The sequence below is a fragment of the Enterococcus sp. AZ067 genome (genome assembly GCF_051715005.1).
Taxonomy (GTDB): Bacteria; Bacillota; Bacilli; order Lactobacillales; family Enterococcaceae; genus Enterococcus_D; species Enterococcus_D casseliflavus.
Genome location: NZ_JBIOSY010000001.1, coordinates 78,342 through 97,494, shown reverse-complemented (window position 1 = coordinate 97,494; position 19,153 = coordinate 78,342). Strand labels below are relative to the sequence as shown.

General features: G+C 45.9%; 14 protein-coding genes. 2 read left to right on the top strand and 12 right to left on the bottom strand.

What is annotated here, in order from left to right; all coding sequences use genetic code 11:
- Positions 1-47: 47 nt before the first annotated feature.
- The 5 genes from IGI82_RS00425 to IGI82_RS00405 form a co-directional block, all read right to left on the bottom strand.
- On the bottom strand, positions 48-551 hold the full coding sequence (locus tag IGI82_RS00425; RefSeq protein ID WP_010748525.1) for a general stress protein: 504 nt from the start codon (positions 549-551) through the stop codon (positions 48-50).
- A gap of 241 nt (positions 552-792) precedes the next feature.
- Positions 793-2,895 carry an SH3 domain-containing protein gene (locus IGI82_RS00420; protein WP_271771587.1) on the bottom strand — a complete coding sequence of 701 codons (2,103 nt, stop codon included), beginning with the start codon at positions 2,893-2,895 and terminating at the stop codon, positions 793-795.
- Positions 2,896-3,116: 221 nt separating this feature from the next.
- A complete protein-coding gene (locus IGI82_RS00415) occupies positions 3,117-4,346 on the bottom strand; it encodes an L-lactate MFS transporter (RefSeq protein WP_005226552.1) in 1,230 nt (409 codons plus the stop codon).
- A 90-nt stretch (positions 4,347-4,436) separates the two neighbouring features.
- Positions 4,437-6,863, bottom strand: coding sequence for a flavocytochrome c (locus IGI82_RS00410; protein WP_438841681.1), 2,427 nt, complete (start codon positions 6,861-6,863; stop codon positions 4,437-4,439).
- An 18-nt stretch (positions 6,864-6,881) separates the two neighbouring features.
- Positions 6,882-7,487, bottom strand: coding sequence for an NADPH-dependent FMN reductase (locus IGI82_RS00405; protein WP_438841680.1), 606 nt, complete (start codon positions 7,485-7,487; stop codon positions 6,882-6,884).
- Positions 7,488-7,750: 263 nt separating this feature from the next.
- Here IGI82_RS00405 and IGI82_RS00400 point away from each other — a divergent pair, with 263 nt between their 5' ends.
- Positions 7,751-8,665, top strand: a complete 915-nt coding sequence (locus IGI82_RS00400) for a LysR family transcriptional regulator (RefSeq protein ID WP_010748521.1) — start codon at positions 7,751-7,753, stop codon at positions 8,663-8,665.
- A gap of 62 nt (positions 8,666-8,727) precedes the next feature.
- Here the strand turns inward: IGI82_RS00400 and IGI82_RS00395 are convergent, their stop codons facing one another.
- The 3 genes from IGI82_RS00395 to IGI82_RS00385 all read right to left on the bottom strand — a co-directional run bounded on the left by IGI82_RS00395 (position 8,728) and on the right by IGI82_RS00385 (position 11,947).
- A complete protein-coding gene (locus IGI82_RS00395) occupies positions 8,728-9,669 on the bottom strand; it encodes an FAD:protein FMN transferase (protein WP_438841679.1) in 942 nt (313 codons plus the stop codon).
- Between the two features lie 135 nt (positions 9,670-9,804).
- Positions 9,805-11,013 (bottom strand): NAD(P)/FAD-dependent oxidoreductase, encoded by a 1,209-nt coding sequence (locus IGI82_RS00390; RefSeq protein ID WP_438841678.1) that lies wholly within the window; start codon positions 11,011-11,013, stop codon positions 9,805-9,807.
- A gap of 31 nt (positions 11,014-11,044) precedes the next feature.
- Positions 11,045-11,947 carry a prenyltransferase gene (locus IGI82_RS00385; RefSeq protein WP_005226546.1) on the bottom strand — a complete coding sequence of 301 codons (903 nt, stop codon included), beginning with the start codon at positions 11,945-11,947 and terminating at the stop codon, positions 11,045-11,047.
- A 93-nt stretch (positions 11,948-12,040) separates the two neighbouring features.
- On the opposite strand from IGI82_RS00385, the gene IGI82_RS00380 reads away from it, so the two are divergent.
- Positions 12,041-13,021, top strand: a complete 981-nt coding sequence (locus tag IGI82_RS00380) for a polyprenyl synthetase family protein (RefSeq protein WP_005226544.1) — start codon at positions 12,041-12,043, stop codon at positions 13,019-13,021.
- A 54-nt stretch (positions 13,022-13,075) separates the two neighbouring features.
- Here IGI82_RS00380 and cydC read toward each other — a convergent pair whose 3' ends face one another.
- Genes cydC through IGI82_RS00360 form a run of 4 tightly spaced genes read right to left on the bottom strand, consistent with a single transcriptional unit; the run spans position 13,076 to position 18,990 of the window.
- On the bottom strand, positions 13,076-14,833 hold the full coding sequence (gene cydC / locus IGI82_RS00375; RefSeq protein ID WP_438841677.1) for a thiol reductant ABC exporter subunit CydC: 1,758 nt from the start codon (positions 14,831-14,833) through the stop codon (positions 13,076-13,078).
- The gene (gene cydD / locus IGI82_RS00370; protein WP_005226535.1) at positions 14,826-16,547 is read right to left on the bottom strand and encodes a thiol reductant ABC exporter subunit CydD; all 1,722 of its coding nucleotides are present in this window, start codon (positions 16,545-16,547) and stop codon (positions 14,826-14,828) included. Before cydD ends, cydC begins: the two co-directional genes overlap by 8 nt.
- Positions 16,544-17,563, bottom strand: coding sequence for a cytochrome d ubiquinol oxidase subunit II (gene cydB / locus IGI82_RS00365; protein WP_271771603.1), 1,020 nt, complete (start codon positions 17,561-17,563; stop codon positions 16,544-16,546). Before cydB ends, cydD begins: the two co-directional genes overlap by 4 nt.
- On the bottom strand, positions 17,560-18,990 hold the full coding sequence (locus tag IGI82_RS00360) for a cytochrome ubiquinol oxidase subunit I (protein ID WP_005226527.1): 1,431 nt from the start codon (positions 18,988-18,990) through the stop codon (positions 17,560-17,562). Before IGI82_RS00360 ends, cydB begins: the two co-directional genes overlap by 4 nt.
- Positions 18,991-19,153 lie beyond the last annotated feature (163 nt).

The window sequence follows — 19,153 nt, the reverse complement described above, 5'->3', positions numbered from 1 at the left end:
TCGTTCCTCTGGCTTTAATAGTTCCTTTACTTAAGAAATTCTTTTACTTATAAGTTTCGCAGATGATTCGGGTCATGGATCGGTGCTTCAATATCACTGTCTCCCATGCGCGGTGTTGGATGAACGGACTCATCGGGCATCGCCGTTTCACCTGGTAACGGTTGATCGATGATTGGCTCAGTATCTGCAGCACGATCCGTTATTTTGTCCATCGGCTGATAATCGTAGACGCCGACAACGAGTTTGTCTCGTTCGATGTCATCTCGGTAGCCGTATAATGGATCATGTTCATCGTCTCTGTGATCTGAATCGCCAAAAGAAAACGCATCTTTGATTTTTTCCCAAAGCGAACGATCTTCGTCTTCACTAGCAGCATGCTCCACTTCCACATCATCGATGGATTCTAACCCAAATTGATCGATGACTGTTTGATTCGCATACAGCACGATATCGTCTTTGCCATAGCCTTCGTTTGTCAATTGCTCAATAACCGGTAATACTTCTGTTCGAGTGTCGTAACTGCCAATAATCGTTAGGTTTCTGTTGTGCATGTGAAATCCTCCTTATTTTGTGTACGCTTCGATTGTTCTGGTTCTGAAGCAATTCTTTTAAAACTAGCAATTTCTATTGCTTCTTTCATTCTAACGCAGGGTTCTATGATTGACCAAATAGTTTGATTGCGCTTACGAAAAACAAGTAGTTTCTTGATAAACCGCTAGCAGCTTAGTGAACGCTTGATCCAGCATAAAAAACCGCGTGAGCCAATGGCATACACGCGGTTGCTTTTGCTTATTATTTGGAAACGATCAGCTTTTGCCCGACATAGATCGTATAGCTGCTGTTGATCTTGTTCCATGATGCGATTTGGCTGATGCTGGTGTTGTATTTTTGTGCCAGTGACCATAGGCTGTCACCTGATTTCACCGTGTGCGTCTTCGTTGAACTACTGCTGGTATTCGTATTAGAAGACCCACTGCTAGCAGCTGTCAAGTAGGCACCGCTGACCCAGCCTTTGCCAGAAACATAATACCATTTGTTCGTGCCATTGACGGTCGTCCCGGTTTTTGTTGCGGTAACCGTGACGGTTGCCCCTTTACTTAAAGAACCAGTAATACTGCTGCTGGTAGAAGCATCGGAACGAACATTTAAAATCTCGGTGGTTTTCATTTTCTGATTTGTCGTCGTTGAACCGCTGTTATTGGAAGAACTGCTGGTTGTTGTCAAGTAGGCACCACTGACCCAACCTTTGCCAGAAACGTAGTACCACGTTTTATTGCCTTCCACTGAAGTGCCGTTCTTTTTCGCTGTCACGGTAACGGTCACCCCTTGACCAAGCGTCGTCACGACACGGCTGCTGGTAGAAGCATCCGAGCGGACATTCAATGCGGCCGTCGTCTTCATTTTTTGATTGATGCTTGAACTGTTGTCTTCTTTTTCTGCTTCAGAAGCATTATTGTTGGTCACTTCAGTAAGGTAGGCACCGCTGACCCAACCTTTGCCAGAGACATAGTACCAATTTTTGTTGCCGTTGACTGATGTGCCGGTTTTCATAGAAGTGGCTGTAAAGGTCGTGCCTTTGCTAAGTGATCCTACCACTGATCCGCTAGTAGAAGCGCTGGAACGAATATTCATCGCTTCCGTCGTCTTCATTTTTTTGTTGATCGTCGTGCCAGAATTGCTATTGTCAGAACCGGTGTTGCCTGATCCGCTATTGTTATTTGAAGCATCGGTCGAAACCTTCGTCAAATATGCACCGCTGACCCAGCCTTTGCCAGAAATTTTATACCACGTGGTGTTGCCGTTGACGCTGGTGCCCGTTTTGGTCGCCGTTGCCGTGAACGTCGTATTGGCTGCTAACGAACCAGTAATAGAGGCACTGGTGGAGGCATCCGAACGAATATTCATGGATGACGTGGTTTTCATTTGCTGATTGATCGCTGTTTCATCACTGACGATCGTTTCATTGCTATTGCCGCCGCCTGCATTTGAGCTGCCAGTGTCATATTGCGTTAAATTATACGTACTGATCAAATTGTTTAATTTGCTGGCATAAGAAGTATCGGTTGCATACCGCCCTTGCAGCCAAGCGGTCGCTTGCGTGTAAGAGGTCGTATTGCTTTTCCACGCACCGCTGTAATAGTAGTTGCCGCTAGAAAAACTCGTGTTGCGCAACACATACGCATTGTCTTCAAAAGACTCTTTTAATGATGGGTATTTCCGAAACTTGGCGCTGATCAAATAATAATTGCCTGAACCATCATCTTCATACGTATCCATTGTCACGTATTGGCCATTATAGCTACCTTTGATCCCAAACATATTGTTGGCCGTGGTCGTCAAAGTTGATGCGCCCCAGCCAGATTCCAAAATCGCTTGTGCCATCATAACAGAGGCATACAGATCGTTTGCTGCCGCTACTTCCGTTGCATAGCCGCAAATCTGACTGATAAAGGCAGCCGGATCGATCGTTGCCCGTGAAAATAATGCCCGACTGGTCAAATCCGAAAGGGCTGATGGTACTTCATCTGCTTCTAAGACTTCATCACTAGCGACTGTTGTGCTTTCTGTCGTCGCTGTTTCTGATCCCTCAGTGACTACTTCCGTCCCTGACTCCTCCGTCGTTTCCGAAGTTTCTTCGGTCACAACAGGTGCTGTCGTCGATTCTGTCGTTTCCTCAACCGGTGTGCTGTCGGTTTCTGGTGTAGTGTTTGTTGTTTGTTCAACGACCTTGAGGTCATTGCTAGTTTCTGTCGTTGCCGTTTCAGCCGCATGCCCTAAGGTCGGGATAAACGTTGATCCCGCTACTAAAGTAGTAGCCATCGTAATACTTTTTTGGGTATATTGTGTGCGCTTCAAGCGCTTTTCTAAGCGGCGTCGTTCTTTACGAATTGTCATTTAATCCCTCCGTCGTATTAGCCTTTTTTTATTGTAACACGATTTATTAAAAAATGGGGGGTTAAGATGAAAAAACAGTGAAATCAACGAGATAATTTCTTGCTATGAAACAGTTTTCTCTTTTGCTTCATCAGTCAATTCTCTGTTTTAAAAAAAGAAAAAAGAGTGGTTTTGGCACCAAAAAAGCAGCCTTTATCAAAAAGACTGCTTTGGGTGAATTGTTATTTAATAACAGGTGCGGGCTTTTTGGCTTTTTTCAGCATCGCATAGCCAATGTTGAGAACGAGCCCAAAAACCGCCAAGAAAATTGCTGTATAAAAGGCTTTTGTATAATCTCCTTGGTTACTTTCAGCGATTGCTGCTGCCACTCTAGGCCCAAAGAATGCCGCCGTAGAATAACCAATAAAGACGATTCCATAGTTGACTCCTTGATTGATCGGTCCGTAATTTTCCATAACGATCGATGGGAAAACCCCCATCACGCCCCCGAAGCACAGTCCTAAACCGATGATCCCGACAGTGAAGATCACGGTTGTTTGACCAAGCGTTAATAAGAATAAGGACAATGCCACCACGCCATAGATGATCATCAACGTATTCGTCCGACCAATTTTATCAGAAACGGTGCCCCAAAGGACACGACCAAAACAGTTGCTCAATGAGTACAAGCTGACATAAAAAGCAGCGGCGGCTGCCGTCAAACCGAACATACTTTGCCCGATCACTGATGCGTTAGAAGCAATCATCAAACCTGAGAAAGCCCCTGCCCCTAACATAACGATAATCAAGTAGAAGGTTGGTGTCTTTAGCATGTCCAACCAATTCAGATTGATTTGTGGGCCATTTTTTCCTTGCGCCGCTGGTTGCCAACCTGCTGGGCGATAATCTTCTGGTGCCTTGCGAATAAACAGACTAGCCACTAAGACGATCACGATATAGGCGATCCCTAAAATCCGAAACGCTGCTAGTACATCTTGTGATTCGATCAAACGATTCGCAATCGGTGCGGCAATAATCGCTGCCCCACCCATACCTGCTGTGATCAAGCCCGACGCCAGTCCCCGTTTATCCGGGAATAGCCGAATCGTATTGCTTAAACAAGCCGAATAGGCAAAGCCTTGCCCTAAACCAGCAAAGACTCCATAAGTCAGGTACAACATGGCGGGTGAGTTGACCAATCCCGTCAGGAAGAAGCCCGCTCCGAACAACACGCCTCCACCAGCGATGACCCATCTAGCGGCTCCTCGGTCTGTCAGCAAACCACCCAAAATCATGGTAATCGGGCCAACTGCGGCATTGATGGTAAAGGCTAACATGATCTCTTCCATGGACCAGCCTTTTAATTGACTAAGAGGTCCTGCAAAAACACTAAAGGCGTAAACAGCGCCCGTACACAGCAATACCGCGGTCGAAGCGATCAGAATCAGCCAGCGATTGATTTTTGTTTCCATTTTTTCTCTCCTTTGCTTTAAGCATGTTACTTTATTCACATGTTTTTTCAAAAGCTAGCGCGCGTGACGAGACACAACGCGCAAGGCTTTTTATTCGAGATGTTCTGCGACTGCTGTTTTTCCAGCAATTCGGCCAAAAGTAAAGATATCTGTCAACGAGTTGCCGCCTAAGCGATTGCCAGCATGGATCCCCCCAGCAACTTCCCCTGCTGCATACAGCCCTTCAATGATTTGATCTTCCTTCGTCAACACATGGGTTTGCGGATCGATCTTCAATCCCCCCATCGTGTGGTGAACCGCTGGTTTTCTTGGTGTGGCATAGAAAGGTGCTTTTTCCACTTTCAAGTCGAAGACATCTTTGCCAAACTCTGGGTCCTTCCCAGCATCCACATAGCTGTTGTATTTCGCAACGGTCGCCTCTAAGACGGCTGGATCAACATTGATCTGCTCTGCCAGGCCAGCCAAGGTCTCACTGCGGAACAGCGTACCAGCAGCTACTTGCTTATCGATTTTTTCTTGGCTCGTGTTATAAGCGGTTTTCTTGATCTCTTCATCCGCGATCAAATAGAACAATCCGCCATTATCGATCGCCGCTTGGGTCAATACATCGCGACTTTCGTATTCATTGACAAAGCGTTCACCCTTTTGATTGACCATCACAAAGTTAGCAGGTGGCACTTGCAGGCCACTGAACAAAGCCCCTGTGTTTGGATCAGATACGGGCATCATTTGCGAAAAGCCCATGCCAACAAGGTCCGCGCCAGCACTTTCCCCTAGTTTGATCCCGTCACCAGTGATCGCTGGTGAATTTGACGTTTTGATATCGTCTTCGATCTCTGTCCAATAGGTATTGTATTGTTTCAACATTTTCGTATTCGCTCCGAACCCACCAGAAGCTAAAATCACTGCTTTGGCATGGATCGTGACTTTTTGACCGTTACGGCCTTCCCCGATGATTCCAGTAACCTTGCCATCTTCGATCAATAATTCTTTGACAGGCGTATCGGTTAAGATCGTTCCCCCATGTTCTTTCACGAATTGATGCAAAGCAGAGACAAAGGCATACCCTTCGTTTTTGACTGGTTTATGCCCTCGGCGCCATTTCGCTCCTACTGGCATATCGACATTGTTCATATCAAATTCTACGCCGATTTCTTCTAGCCATTTCACTGAGTCCAATGCTTGATCCGTCAAGATCTTCACTAGCTCGTATTTCCCATAGATCGGTTGACCATTCAAATCTTTGCGTTTTCCGCCTAAATAGGTTTGAATTCGATGCCACAAAGCAGAATCAAACAAGTATTCTTTTTCTGGCGTCGTTTCTGAAAGATACGCAGTGATTTGTGCCTTCAAAGCTTTGAAGTCTGGTAAGTATTCTGCATCGATCTCTTGCTCATCGATCGTCAGCACTTCTTCTAAAGCACTGCGTTCGCCAGGCAATGCGGAAAAGCCGTTTTGCCATTTTGGATCTGCGGCATTCATCGGTCCGCCAGTACGTACGGTATTGCCACCGATCGCTGGGAATTTTTCTACTAAGATCACATCTTTATTGGCTTGCAGCACACTGGCAGCCGCACTCAGACCCGCGCCGCCGCCACCTACGACAACGACATCGGTGGTATACGTTTCATCTTCTGTTTGCAAAGCACTGGCGGCTTTTGGACGTTTGCGCAAGACATCTGGGTTCGCACCAGCCATTTTCACGGCTTTTGCTACGCCATCAACGACACCGTTACTAGTAACCGAAGCACCAGAGATCGTATCGACATTTAAGGTTTGCCCTTCAATGATCTCTTGAGGAATCCGTACGAAAACGACATCAGCGATCCCTTCGGATTCACCAGAAGTATCGATATCGATGGCTTCGATCCGTTCTTCGCTCAATTTGACGACCATTGGTAGATCCCCGTTATGTCCTGGTGCTGTGACGGTGTATTCGCCAGGCTCATAAACGACTTCTTCTGGTACGTTCAACAAATTAGCGACTTCCGTAAACCGAACGAACTTGCGGAAACAGCTTTCCAAAAAATCGACCGTTCGTTGATCTTTTAAATTGCCTTGTTCATCAAAAGCTTGATGTGCACGTCCCAACAAGAACTCATTTCCTGGCATGACTGTCGCATTGACACCCGGTGCATCAAGGATTTGGCGCAAATGAAGCTGTGCTCGCGAAGAGCCTTGTACATCGTAGGATGCACCGACGATCATCACTGGTTTGCCATCAAAGGGATGGAGATTGAAGGAGAGCCATTCCAAGACGCTTTTCAATGCGGAAGGAATCGAATGGTTATGCTCTGGTGTCGCAATGATCACCCCATCGGCTGCTAAAATCTTGCTATTTAACCGTTGAATCACTTCACTATTGGTTTGATCTTGTGTTTCATTGAACATTGGGACATCCTTGATTTCCAGTAGTTCAATTTCTGCTAGGGCAGCAAATTCTCGCTGCATAAACGCCACTAATTGGCGATTGGTGGATTTTTTGGCGTTCGTTCCGATTAGGCCGACAAATTTCATGACTGGTTCCTCTCTTTCTTATGCTTGTTCCCAAGAAAATTGCTTTGCTCGTTCTTTAGCCGTTGAATATTCACTGACCAGACGGTTCGTGATTTCGACAAACAAGACAAATTCATTGAAACAATCTTCTAGTTCGGCAACTTTTTCGCTATCGATCAAGTTTCCTTGTTCATCGAAGGCTTGCATGGAGTGCCCTAATAAAAATTCCGCACTCGGCATGATTCGAGCTTTTACTTCTGGTGCATCTAAGATCTGACGCAAGTGGGCTTGGGCTCTCGATGAACCTAATGCACCAAGAGAAGCACCCGTGATCATCACTGGTTTATCGATCAAAGGCCGCGTCGTATAAGAAAGCCATTCAATCATGCTTTTTAGCACCGCTGGGATCGAGTGATCGTATTCTGGTGTACTGATGATCACCCCATCTGCTGCTTCGATCTTCTCTGACAAGGCTTGAACTGCCGCTGGTGCCGTCCGATCTTCTGGTTCATTAAATGCTGGCAGATCACTGATTTCGCAAAGTTCGATCTCCGCTTGGTCACTAAAATGGCTTTGAATAAATTGCAGTAAGCGACGGTTGGTCGAACGCGTCGAGTTGGTTCCTACGATTCCAATCAATTTCATTATCATCTCTCCTAATTGTGAATAATTTAACATTTAACAATAAATAAAAAGTTTTTGACCATTGGCTTTGATTTCTTTTTTCAATCGTTTCTCAAGTTGGTTTTTAAGACCTACTGAGATGAAAGGCTTCTTCCTAAACAAAAAAATCTTCCCCAAGTACCCATTTAGTGTACGACTGAATTCTTTATTTGTGAAATATTTATTTAATTATCCATCGATAACAAATTTGTTATAATAAGAAAAATGACTAGGAGGACAACGCAATGGCACTTAAAGATTCCCATCTGATGCTGCAATACCTCGATACCTTGTTAAAGCATAGCAACTATACCAAAGCCGCCAAAGACCTCTACATCTCACAGCCTTACTTGACACAAACCGTGAAACGTGCCGAACAAGAGCTAGGGACCCCCATCATCAATCGGCAGCCGGGTCATTTTCAACTGACGGAAGCTGGTAAAATCTATTATCAATATCTGGAAACCTTGGAAACAGAGTCTGCCAAATTGAAAAGTCGGCTGTCTTGGTATACCGCGACCGAGAAGCGTTCTTTGCGCTTAGGCATCTTGCCCAGCCTTGGTTCCTATCTGCTGCCACTCTTTTTGCCTGCATATTATGAACACTATCCCAACGTGCACTTTTTCTTACGGGAAGACCTGCCGAAGCACAATGAAAAACGACTGTTGAATGGGCAGCTGGACTTTTTTATCGGACAAAATCCTGAGACGATCGCACCGAATCTAACAGTCCACAGTACCAATCAAGAACGGTATCTAGCGATCATTCCGCCTTGTTCTCCCCTGTATCAACCAGAGAAGCGGTATTTAGCACCTGATTCATTGGCAGTCAAAGACTTGCTGCAAAGTCCGTTGATTTTGACTGCCAGTGGCTCGGCGATTCGGCGCCAAATCGATCAATTGCTGCAAAAATACAAAGTAGAGGCGACCGTTCTCATAGAAAGCAGCAATATTTATACAGCAGCAGCATTAGCAGAAAACAATCTTGGGATTGCGATCGTACCCGAAAGCGTGCTGCAAGCAGCGACTGCGACCCCTTTTAATCTTTATCCGATGCCAGAGGAACTCTTGTCCCTCACCTATTTTATTGCCCATCAAGCCGAACGGGCATTGTCAAACAGCGAAGCCGACTTGATCGAGACCTTTTTGCAACACGTCTAGCTTTCTTTTTACAAAACAACAAGCAGCCACCACCTATATTCCTAGGTGATCGCTGCTTGTTTTCATTCTGCTGTTGGCGTTTCGATCAAACGGGCTAATTCTTGCGGATAGATCAACTCTCCATGTTTGGTAATGATTAACCCAGTGATTCCTTCTAACGGCGCCAGCTCCTGCAAGATGGCTTGTGGCTCTTTGCCGAACAAGCGGGTCGTCCAAATCTCTCCATCAACCGATTGGTCGGAGAGAATCGTGACACTGGCAATTGCTGACTCTAACGGATAGCCCGTATCTCGATCAAAAATATGATGATAGGTCTTGCCCGCTACCTGATAGGTTCGTTCATAGATCCCTGATGTAACGACTGATTGATTACGAACCTTCAACGCTGCGACAAAATTCCCTCTTGGCAAGAAAGGGTTTTGGATCCCGATCCGCCAATAGCCATCTTGATGGCTCGGGGCATCGCCGTAAGTCACCACATTGCCTCCAAGATCGATCAAAGCGGCTGTGACACCAACCTGTTTGAAATAGGTCATCAACAAATCAGCAAAATATCCTTTTGCCACAGCCCCTAGATCAAGCTTCATGCCAGCAGCTAACCCGACGGTCTGCAGCGTTTCATCCAAAACGATTTTGGCAGGATCAGTCTTTGGCAGCAGCTCCGCGATTTTCTCAGGCGTTGGTAGATGGGCATCTTGGAACCCGATCCGCCATTCCTGCACCAAAGGACCGATGGCAATATTTAAGTAGCTATCTTTGGGTACGCTATGGGCTTTCCCTAGTGCGATCAATTCAAACAATTCCTGTGTGGCAGCGATCGCTCCTTGTCCTGCCTGCTGATTGATCTGCATCAACTCCGACGTCGGGTCATTGGCACTAAAACGCTGTTCAAAGGCCGCAGCTCTTTTGGCTGCTTCCTCTAAAATCACTTCTGGGGTTTCATGCTGCACCCAAATCGTGATCACTGTTCCCATTCCCTGTAACACTCGTTGGCCTTCTGGCATTGTCCTTGCTCCTTTGTTCTGTTCTTTTGGCTATCATAGCAGTTTCTGGGAGAAAAAAGTAGTCTGCGGGATACCCCTGCTGCTTTTTTTGAAAAAAAACTGCGAGGTCACCTCGCAGTCTGCTGTTTCTATTGCTCAATGATAAAAGTCGAAGCGGCCTTTCGCCAATACTTCTTTGACCCCACCGGTTTGGTACAAGGAACGGTCCATAATGGCTTTTTTCACCACGGAAGCGGGATAGCCTTTGATGCCCATTTTCCCTACTAAGCCAAAGGCATGGGTATTGCCGATCGACGCCACTGAACCTAATGATTCAAAGTGGAAATCTGCTGGTTTTTCCCCGTTCATTTGACGTAAGATATTTTTACCCGCATGCTGCCCCATCTTCAAAGCGATTTGAGCCGTTGTTGGATACGGGCGATTGGTCGCTGGGTCCATGACTGCTGAAACATCACCGACAACATAGACGTTACTATGATCAGGGTCTGTTAGGTCTTGATTGACCATCACGCGACCACGACGAGCAGAAAAGTCTGATTCAGCCATCACATGGCTGCCGCTGACGCCTGTGGTCCAAACGATGGTTTTGGCTGATAATTCTGCTGTTGCTCCTGTATCGGCATCATTTTGATAGACAACGACACCTGGTTTGATTGCTTTGATGGGTTTACCAGTCAGGAAGTTTACGCCCCATTTAACGAGATTTTTGATCCCGTAATCCGATAGTTTTTCATCAAACATCGGTAATAAACGAGTCACTGCTTCGACACAGTACAGTTTGATCTCTTCTGGTTTGACACCTGCTGTTTTCGCGAAGGTTTTACGGTTTTCCACCAATGAACCTAGCAATTCGATTCCAGTGAAACCAGCACCGCAGACAACGATTTTTAGGTAGTCAGGATTTTGTGTTTCTTTGTATGCCTTCATTTGTTTCAACAAATGATGATAGATGTTTTCTGCGGAGTCGACATCCACCATTTCCAACGCATGCTCCTCGACACCAGGGATCCCAAATGATTCTGATTCAAAGCCTAACGCCACGATCAAATAATCATAGGTGCACGTGGATTGATCTTTAAAAACGATCACTTGCTGGTTACGATCGATCGACGCCACTTCCTTTTGAACAAAGGTAGTCTTTTGGGGACGAACGACATCATTGATGGGATAGCAAATGCGGTCTCTTGGTTGCGTACCGGCCGCAACTTCATGAAGATCGGTTGCCTCATAATGATAATCGTTTTTGTCGATCAATGTGATGTGAAACGCTTCTTTTGCTCCTTGCAGTACGTGCAATGCTCGCAATCCAGCATACCCTGCTCCTAAAATGACAACTTCCTTCATGTTTCCTTACTTCCTTTCTTTGCTGTAAAAATTATAAAATCAAACCAATCGCAAAACTCAGCACTTGTACGCATGCTCCGACCGCAAGGATCCGAACGGCACAAATGAAAGTCTCTCTTTTGATTTGTTTTTGCATAAATCGTTTTGTCTGTTGCCAGACAAAGGGCGCCGCGAAAAAGGTCAGAACCAGTGACCAAGGCGCAATGTTGAGGGCAACTGAGGCAATGATCGCAACAAACGCCAAGACGTTCATTGTGATAAATAATTTCAACGCACGGGCTTTACCAAGGTAATGCACCAGCGTATAGCGCTCATTTTTTTCATCCTCTTCCAGATCACAAATGTTGTTTGCCAGCATCAAGTTGGCGATCCATAATGTGTTGGGTAATGAGATCAAGAAAATACTGCCAATCGTGGCAATATTCCATTCAAAGGTTTGATAGGCATTAAGGTAGACACAGATCAATGAGATCATAAAGCCCATCGTAAAGCCAGAAAAGAATTCGCCTAAAGGCAAACTAGAAAGCGGCCGTGGACCAGAGGAATAAAAGATCCCGACTAGGTAACAATACAGTCCCATCCAAAAGAGCGGCCAACCAACCACCATTGCCAAGGCGATTCCCATGGCGGCGGAAACGATGATCATGGAGACCATCAACCAAAAAACCAATTTGACAGACAACTGTTCCCGACCAATGATATTGGTCTTTTCTTTGTAATCATGCCCTTCTGTGGCATGATGGTAATCGTTGTAGTTATCTAAAATATCCACCGCCATATTGAAGATCAGCATGGCAATGAAATACAATAGGACATAGCCAAGATGAATCGTTTGATAATTGTACCAGCTGTAGCAGACACCAATGAAAAATGGCAAAATACTGGCGGTTTTTGCTTTAAATTCGACAAGTTCTAAAAATACAGGTAGCGTCACAACTTCACCTCCTTTAGTGAGTGCATTAAACTAGTCAATCACGCCCCTTTACGCTAGAATAAGGGCTGAATGACTGTTAGAAAGGGTTATACTATGTTTGACTTTTGGATCGATTATCCGACGATCGAACAACGATTGAAAACCGTATGTTCCATCATTGAAGAACACGTTACTGTTCGTAACAAAGAGATACAAGATGTTTTGATCGACTTTACTTATTCAGGTGGAAAAATGCTGCGGCCAGCGCTCTTTTTTTTGTTTGCTGACTTAGGCGATCCCCATTATAAAAAAACCGACCAATTAACAAAAATTGCTGCTTCTCTAGAAATTTTACACATGGCCACTTTGATCCACGACGACATCATTGACGATTCGCCGCTGCGGCGCAGTCAAGTCACTGTTCAAGCCAAATACGGCAAGGATATCGCGGTCTACACGGGTGATCTTTTGTTCACACAATTTTTTGAGCTTTTGATCGAAAGTATGAATGGCTCCCCGTTTTTAAAAACCAACGCACAAGCCATGAAACGACTCCTTTTAGGTGAACTTGATCAAATGCACACTCGCTACAACATCCATGAATCGATTGACGACTATCTGCAAAGCATCAACGGCAAAACCGCTGAACTGTTTTGGCTCGCTTGTCTCGAAGGCGCTCATTTTGGCGGCCTCGACACAGAAAACCAAGAGCGGGCGGGTGAGATCGGTCGCAACATCGGGATCGCCTTTCAAGTATTCGACGATATTCTCGACTACACCTCTGATAGTGGCACCTTGAAAAAACCGATTCTAGAAGATTTGGCACAAGGAGTCTATACCTTACCGCTGCTATTTGCCAAAGAACAGGCACCTGCAGCATTCGCTCCTTATTTGAATAAAAAAGCAGCACTCTCCTTGGCAGAAGCCCAAGAAGTTGCGGATCTTGTCGTCCGTTACGGCGGTGTCGAAAAAGCGCGCGCTTTCGCGGTCACCTACACGCAAAAAGCCTTAGACGACATCGATCTGCTGCCCGAAGCACCTAGCAAAGCCAAAATTCGTTCATTAACTGAACTGCTCTTGCAGCGCAATTACTGAGCCATAGAGCAATGAGAAGAAAAGCGTCCATCACTGATTGATGGACGCTCTTTTTTATCGTCGTCCTTGGTCAATGGCCAATAAGTGTTGAAAATGTTTGTTTTCTGCTGCCAATTCGGCAGGTGTTCCGCTCATGGTCAACTGACCATCTTCAATAAAGAGCACACGGTCCATCATCGAAATTCCTTGCAAGTGGTGGGTGATCCAAATGATCGTTTTGTTCTCCAGCACTTGGAAAAAGGTTTCGAGCACGCCTTGCTCCGTGATTGGGTCTAAGCCGACGGTTGGCTCATCCAATAAGATGATCGGGGTGTCTTTTAGCAAGATCCGCGCCAAGGCCAAACGATGCCGTTCTCCACCAGAAAAACGCAAGCCGGCTTCATCCACCATCGTCGCCAAGCCGTTAGGCAAAGCTGCCACCATTTCTTTCAACTCGACTTGCTCCAGTACGCGCCAGACTTCTTCTTCCGAAGCCGACTCATTGCCTAGCCGAATATTATTCAAGACGGTCGTATGGAAAAGATAGGGACTTTGATTGATGACACCGATCAAGTCACTGATCGACTCACTCAATGCCGTCACAGGCACGTCGTTTAAGGTGATCGACCCTTGCGTCGGTTGCAGATCGCCTCGCAACAAGGAGGCAAATGTACTTTTCCCAGAACCGCTGCGACCAAGGATCGCTAGTTTTTGATGCGCAGGAATCGTTAGATCCAACCCATGAAGCACTTCTTTGCCTTCAGGATACTGAAAATGCAAGTCCTTGACTGTGATCGACACGAGGCCCGTCACTTCAGGTACTGACGGTTGCTCCATGGAGACTTGGCGATTTTCTTCTGGTAATGCATTGAAGCGATCGATGGAGTCTTTGTAGCGATTGGTTTCTTGAGCAGCAGACGGTAATGGCGCAAATGCATCAACTAAAGGAAAGACACACAGGACAAAGGCAGCGATCCAGTTGGCTGCTCCTCCGTGGTTACCTGGAAAGCGAATGCTGGTCCAAAGCAGCAATGCGACAGCGATCACTCCAAAGATGCTTTGTAAAAGAAAATCACGCCGGCGATCAAAGGACAGCATCTGTTCATCCACCGCCCGCAACTGTGTTTCCAGTTCCTTATGGGCAGCCACGTACTCGCTGCCTCTTTGAGAGAAGACCCAATCAGAAACCCCTAATACATTATCCGTCAGTGTCGTATACAAGTTGTTTTTCATGTGTTTTTGCTTTTCTTGCCGCGCGCCGTTGATGATCACCGACCAAAGCGGCAAGACAAAGACGATGATCCCTAATAGCAGCAGCATCACCAAAGCAAACCACCAAGAAAAATAGCCGAGTCCAATGATCAAGAACGCATACAAGATCCAAGCGATCACGGTAGGAAAGATCGTCCGCAAATACAGGTTTTGAATATGGTTGATATCTTCTGCCAATAAGCCCAAGATATCCCCCGTGCGATGCGCTTGCTTAAAGAATATCGCATCTTTTTCTACTACGTTGTACAATTTCAATCGTAAATTAGAGGTCATGCGCAAGACCCAGCTATGACTGGTCAACCGTTCCAAATAGCGAAAGACTGGACGGCCGATCCCAAACGCTCGGGTCAGTACGATGGGGATGTAAACCAATAGAATGTTTTCTGGGATCGATGCCGAGCGGCTGATCAGGTACCCAGAATTAAACATCAGTGCCCCACCACAGAAAAAGGTCAAGAAGCCTAGGAATAAGGCCAGCGCCAAAACGTTTTTGTATTTTGACAAGAAAGGCTTGACCCACGTATCAGTTTTCAATGAGCGCAATAAGCCGATTTTATTCAAGCTGTTCCCTCCTCATTCCATTGACTAGTTCTGTAAAAGCACCTTGCTTTTGCTGCAGTTGTGCCAAGGTTCCTTGTTCCACGATTCTTCCTTGATCCATCACGATGATTTCATCCATTTCTTCCATCCAGTGCAAGCGATGGGTTGCAAAAAAGACTAAACGGTTTTCCATCAGCGGCAGCATCCGTTCCTTTAAGGCAACTTCGGTTTCAATATCCAAATGAGCCGTTGGTTCATCAAACAAAAGAATCTTTCGTTGCTGGTCTAAAAAGGCACGGGCTAGAGCGATCCGTTGGGCTTGTCCGCCACTTAGATGCCGTTCCCCTTCTCCTAACATCGTGTCCAACCCTTGCGGCAGCTCCGCCAAAAGCTCAGTCAAGCCTGCCACTTCAATGGCCTTCAGTACGGCTTCTTTGGTAGCTGTCGGCTGATAAAACGCGACATTTTCCTGCAAGGTCAACCGATAGATATAAGGATTTTGCGGAATATAGATCAGCTGTTCTTGCCAGCTTGCTTGGCGAAAGGCCGTGGTCTTCGCCCCTCCGAGAGTGATCTCGCCACTGTCTGGCACGAGAAAGCCACTCAAGGTATTGATCAAGGTAGACTTGCCAGAACCGCTCAAACCGATGATCCCGATCTTTTTGAAGCCAGTCACGTTCAAGTTGATATCCGTCAAAGCCGCTTTTTCCTCGTAGGAAAACGCCAGCTGATCGATCGTTAACTGGGCGTCTTCCTGCCAACGAGGCACCGTTACTGCCGGTACTTGGGCTTCGGGCTGATGCAAGATCTCCGTCACCGCAGTCATCGCATTTTTTCCGTCTAAGGTTGCATGGTAATCACTGGAAAAGTCGCGGATCGGCAAGAAGTATTCTGGTGCTAAAATCAAGATGGTTAACGCTGGAAACAGCAAGATTCCTTCATTGATCAGCCGCAAGCCTAGCAAGACTGCCACGACGGCAATCGATAAGGTCGTGAAAAAGTCTAAGGCGAAGGTCGATAAAATACCGACTTTTAATGAAGCCATCGTCGCTTTGCGAAACCGTTCGCTGGAAGCAAAGATACTCTTGCCATATTTTTTACTGACCCCAAACAATTTCAGCGTGTCGATCCCTCGCAGGGAGTCGATGAAATGATTGGACAGTAATTGAAACGTTCGGTATTGTTTTTCCGCTTTGCTTTGCGCGGCATAGCCCAAGATGATCATAAAAATGATGATCAAGGGGAACACCAACAGCAAGACCAAGCCGGATTCCCAATCCAGATAAAAAACGAGTGCCAAAATGACCCAAGGAATGATCGACATATTCATGATTTTGGCAAGAATCAATTTCAAGTAGTTTTCGACTTGGTTGATCCCTTCCAAGACCATCGTTGTTACATTCCCCGTCCCTTGCTGTTGTGCGATCTGAGGACCGACCCGAAACAATTTCTCCAACAATTGATCCCGCAGATCGGCGGCTTGCTGGTAACTGTAATCATCAAGTCTTTTGGAACGGAAATAGATAACGGCTTGTCGGGCGATAAACGAACAAAAGAACAGCAGAATCCAGCCCCACTGTTCCTCTAATGGTCGTCCTTCCCATAAGCCAGTGATGGCACGTGCCAATCCATACGCCTGCCCAATAATGAAGAGCGCCTGCAGGAACGAAAGTCCCGCAAGCAGCCCTAAAAGTTGTTTCATTCCTGGGAGCTTCATGATTTGTTTATCAATCATTTATACCCCTCCAACGCCTCCGTATGACTGATCCGTTTACGGAAGATATAGTAACTCCAAGCCGTATAGGCCAAGACGAAAGGCAAGATCGTCAGTGAAAGATAACTCATGATCTTCAATGTGTAGCGGCTTGAAGACGCATCAGCGATCAACAGGTCATAGCTTGAATCGATCGAACTGATCAAGACTCTTGGGAATAACCCTGTGAAGATCAATGCCACCAAAGCGATCAACGTCAAGCCGCTTGCAATGAAAGCCATCATTTCTTTGCCTTTAAAGACGCCGATATTTGCAATCAGTGTCAGGACAACGATCACAAGCAACAAACTAAGCGTTGTCGCAAAATGATTCTCAAAGAAATCCGTTTGGAAGTAAAGCATCACAGCAAAGACGATTAAGCCTGCATATAGGATGCCATAAAAAATACTTGCATAGTTGCGTGCCCGTGCCCGAATCGGACCTTCCGTTTTCAAAGCGATATAGTTTAATCCGTGCAAGTAGCACAACAAGGTCAACGCGATCCCGCCAACGATTGAAAAGGGATTGACGTAATCCGTAAAGGTTGCGGTCATGTTGCCATCTTCACCCAAAGGCATTCCTTGGATCATGCTGACAAACATCAGACCGAAGAAAAACGGTACGATCGTACTGCCGATCGTCAACGTCCAGTTCCAAATGTTTTTGTGCTCTTTCGGGAAGTTCGCTCGAAACTCAAAGGAGACACCACGAATGATCAACCCAACTAAGATCAACAGCAAAATCAAATAAAACCCGCTGAACAAAGAAGCATACCAGTATGGAAATGAGGCGAACATCGCTCCGCCGGCGGTCAATAGCCACACTTCATTGCCATCCCAGACAGGCCCGATCGTTTTAACGATCTGGTCTTTTTCCTCTTCATTGTGAGCCAATGTCTGCACAGACATCCCCACACCAAAGTCAAACCCTTCTAAGAAGAAGAATCCGGAAAATAAAAGCCCAATCAACGTGAACCATAGTAATTGCAGACCGGTCATCCTTCAAACGCCTCCTTATCAAATGGGTCTTCGTACCCTTCTTGGTTGTCTCCTTGGCTGATTTCGCCGAAGGCTTCTTTTTCAGGTCCATGATCCATTTCCCGTTTCACCAGATAGACCATCGTTCCGCCTAAGCCAGAGAATAAGAGGAAGTAAACGATATTTGAGATCAAGAGAGAGGTCACGGAAACGTTTGGTGACACACTATCTTCGATCGTAAACAAACCGTAAACCGTCCATGGGTAACGCCCTAACTCCGTGATCAGCCAACCAGCTGTATTGGCAATAAATGGGGTGAACAAAGTGATTGCCACTACCCAAAGTAACCAGCGTTTTTCAAAGAGCCATGGTTTCTTCTTACGCGTAAAATACAACCCCAGACCAGAAACCAACAGCATCAAGGCACCAAAACCAGCCATGATCCGAAAGCTCCAAAAGAGTGTGTTGACCGGCGGGTAGTAATTACGGTCGCCGTAGGTTTCAATCAATTGCTGATTGACCGTATCCATCCCATCGATTGAGCCGAAGGGTTCATTGAAGGCTAAGATACTCAACATATATGGAATCGAAATACCGAAGACTTGGTGATGTTCCGCTTCATTCGCCCAAGCAACGACGGTCCAAGCCGCAGGACTCCCGGTATCTTCATAAGTTCCTTCCATTGCGGCAAATTTCATTGGTTGTTCTTCAACCAAGTATTTCATTTGTTCATCCCCGGCTAGCAAGACGGTGAATGAACCGAACAATGCCACCGCAAAACCGATCCGCATTGATTTTTTGAAGAAATCGCGGTCAATGTCTTTGTCTTTCTTCAATAGACGAAAGGCTGATAAACCAGCAACAATGATCCCACCCATCGTGATGGCAGCGGTGATCACGTGTAAAAACTCATACCACACCTGTGGATTTGCCAATAATGCACCGAAGTCAGTCATTTCTGCCCGGCCATTGTTCAAGGTATACCCCACTGGATGCTGCATAAAACTATTGGCAGCTAAGATCCAAAACGCCGATAGCATCGAACCCAGCGTCACCAACCAGAAAAAAGTGGCGTGCAGCTTGGGACTGACCCGATCCCACGTAAAGATCCACAGTCCTAAGAACGTCGATTCTAAGAAGAACGCCAACAAAGCTTCTAAAGCCAAGGGCGCACCAAAAATATCCCCGACAAAACGAGAATAGTCTGACCAGTTCATCCCAAATTGAAATTCTTGAATGATCCCTGTCACGACCCCGACAGCAAAACTCAATAGAAAAATATTCCCCCAAAACTTCGTCATCCGGCGATATTTTTCATCTTTTTTGATCACATAAAGTGTCTCCATAATTGCAACGACGACACCAGTTCCGATCGAAAACGGTACAAAGAAAAAGTGAAAAATCGTCGTCATCGCAAACTGGATTCGCGCTAGTGTCACAATATCCATCCTACATCCTCCTATTTCATAAAAAAGTACATTAAAATAATTCTAAAGAAAGAAAAATTCCAACTTCGAATATACTCCTCTAATCAGTAAAAAAGAAGCAAATTGCTTGCATTTACTGATTTTTAATCACTTCCTCTCCGATTCTTAAACATAAGGCGCTTTC

Coding starts and splice junctions, on each gene's coding strand:
- IGI82_RS00420 (WP_271771587.1), bottom strand. CDS start 2,895: ATGACAATTCGTAAAGAACGACGCCGCTTAGAAAAGCGCTTGAAGCGC.
- IGI82_RS00400 (WP_010748521.1), top strand. CDS start 7,751: ATGGCACTTAAAGATTCCCATCTGATGCTGCAATACCTCGATACCTTG.
- IGI82_RS00390 (WP_438841678.1), bottom strand. CDS start 11,013: ATGAAGGAAGTTGTCATTTTAGGAGCAGGGTATGCTGGATTGCGAGCA.
- cydB (WP_271771603.1), bottom strand. CDS start 17,563: ATGACCGGTCTGCAATTACTATGGTTCACGTTGATTGGGCTTTTATTT.
- cydD (WP_005226535.1), bottom strand. CDS start 16,547: ATGATTGATAAACAAATCATGAAGCTCCCAGGAATGAAACAACTTTTA.
- IGI82_RS00405 (WP_438841680.1), bottom strand. CDS start 7,487: ATGAAATTGATTGGAATCGTAGGAACCAACTCGACGCGTTCGACCAAC.
- IGI82_RS00380 (WP_005226544.1), top strand. CDS start 12,041: ATGTTTGACTTTTGGATCGATTATCCGACGATCGAACAACGATTGAAA.
- IGI82_RS00360 (WP_005226527.1), bottom strand. CDS start 18,990: ATGGATATTGTGACACTAGCGCGAATCCAGTTTGCGATGACGACGATT.
- IGI82_RS00395 (WP_438841679.1), bottom strand. CDS start 9,669: ATGCCAGAAGGCCAACGAGTGTTACAGGGAATGGGAACAGTGATCACG.
- IGI82_RS00410 (WP_438841681.1), bottom strand. CDS start 6,863: ATGAAATTTGTCGGCCTAATCGGAACGAACGCCAAAAAATCCACCAAT.
- IGI82_RS00415 (WP_005226552.1), bottom strand. CDS start 4,346: ATGGAAACAAAAATCAATCGCTGGCTGATTCTGATCGCTTCGACCGCG.
- IGI82_RS00425 (WP_010748525.1), bottom strand. CDS start 551: ATGCACAACAGAAACCTAACGATTATTGGCAGTTACGACACTCGAACA.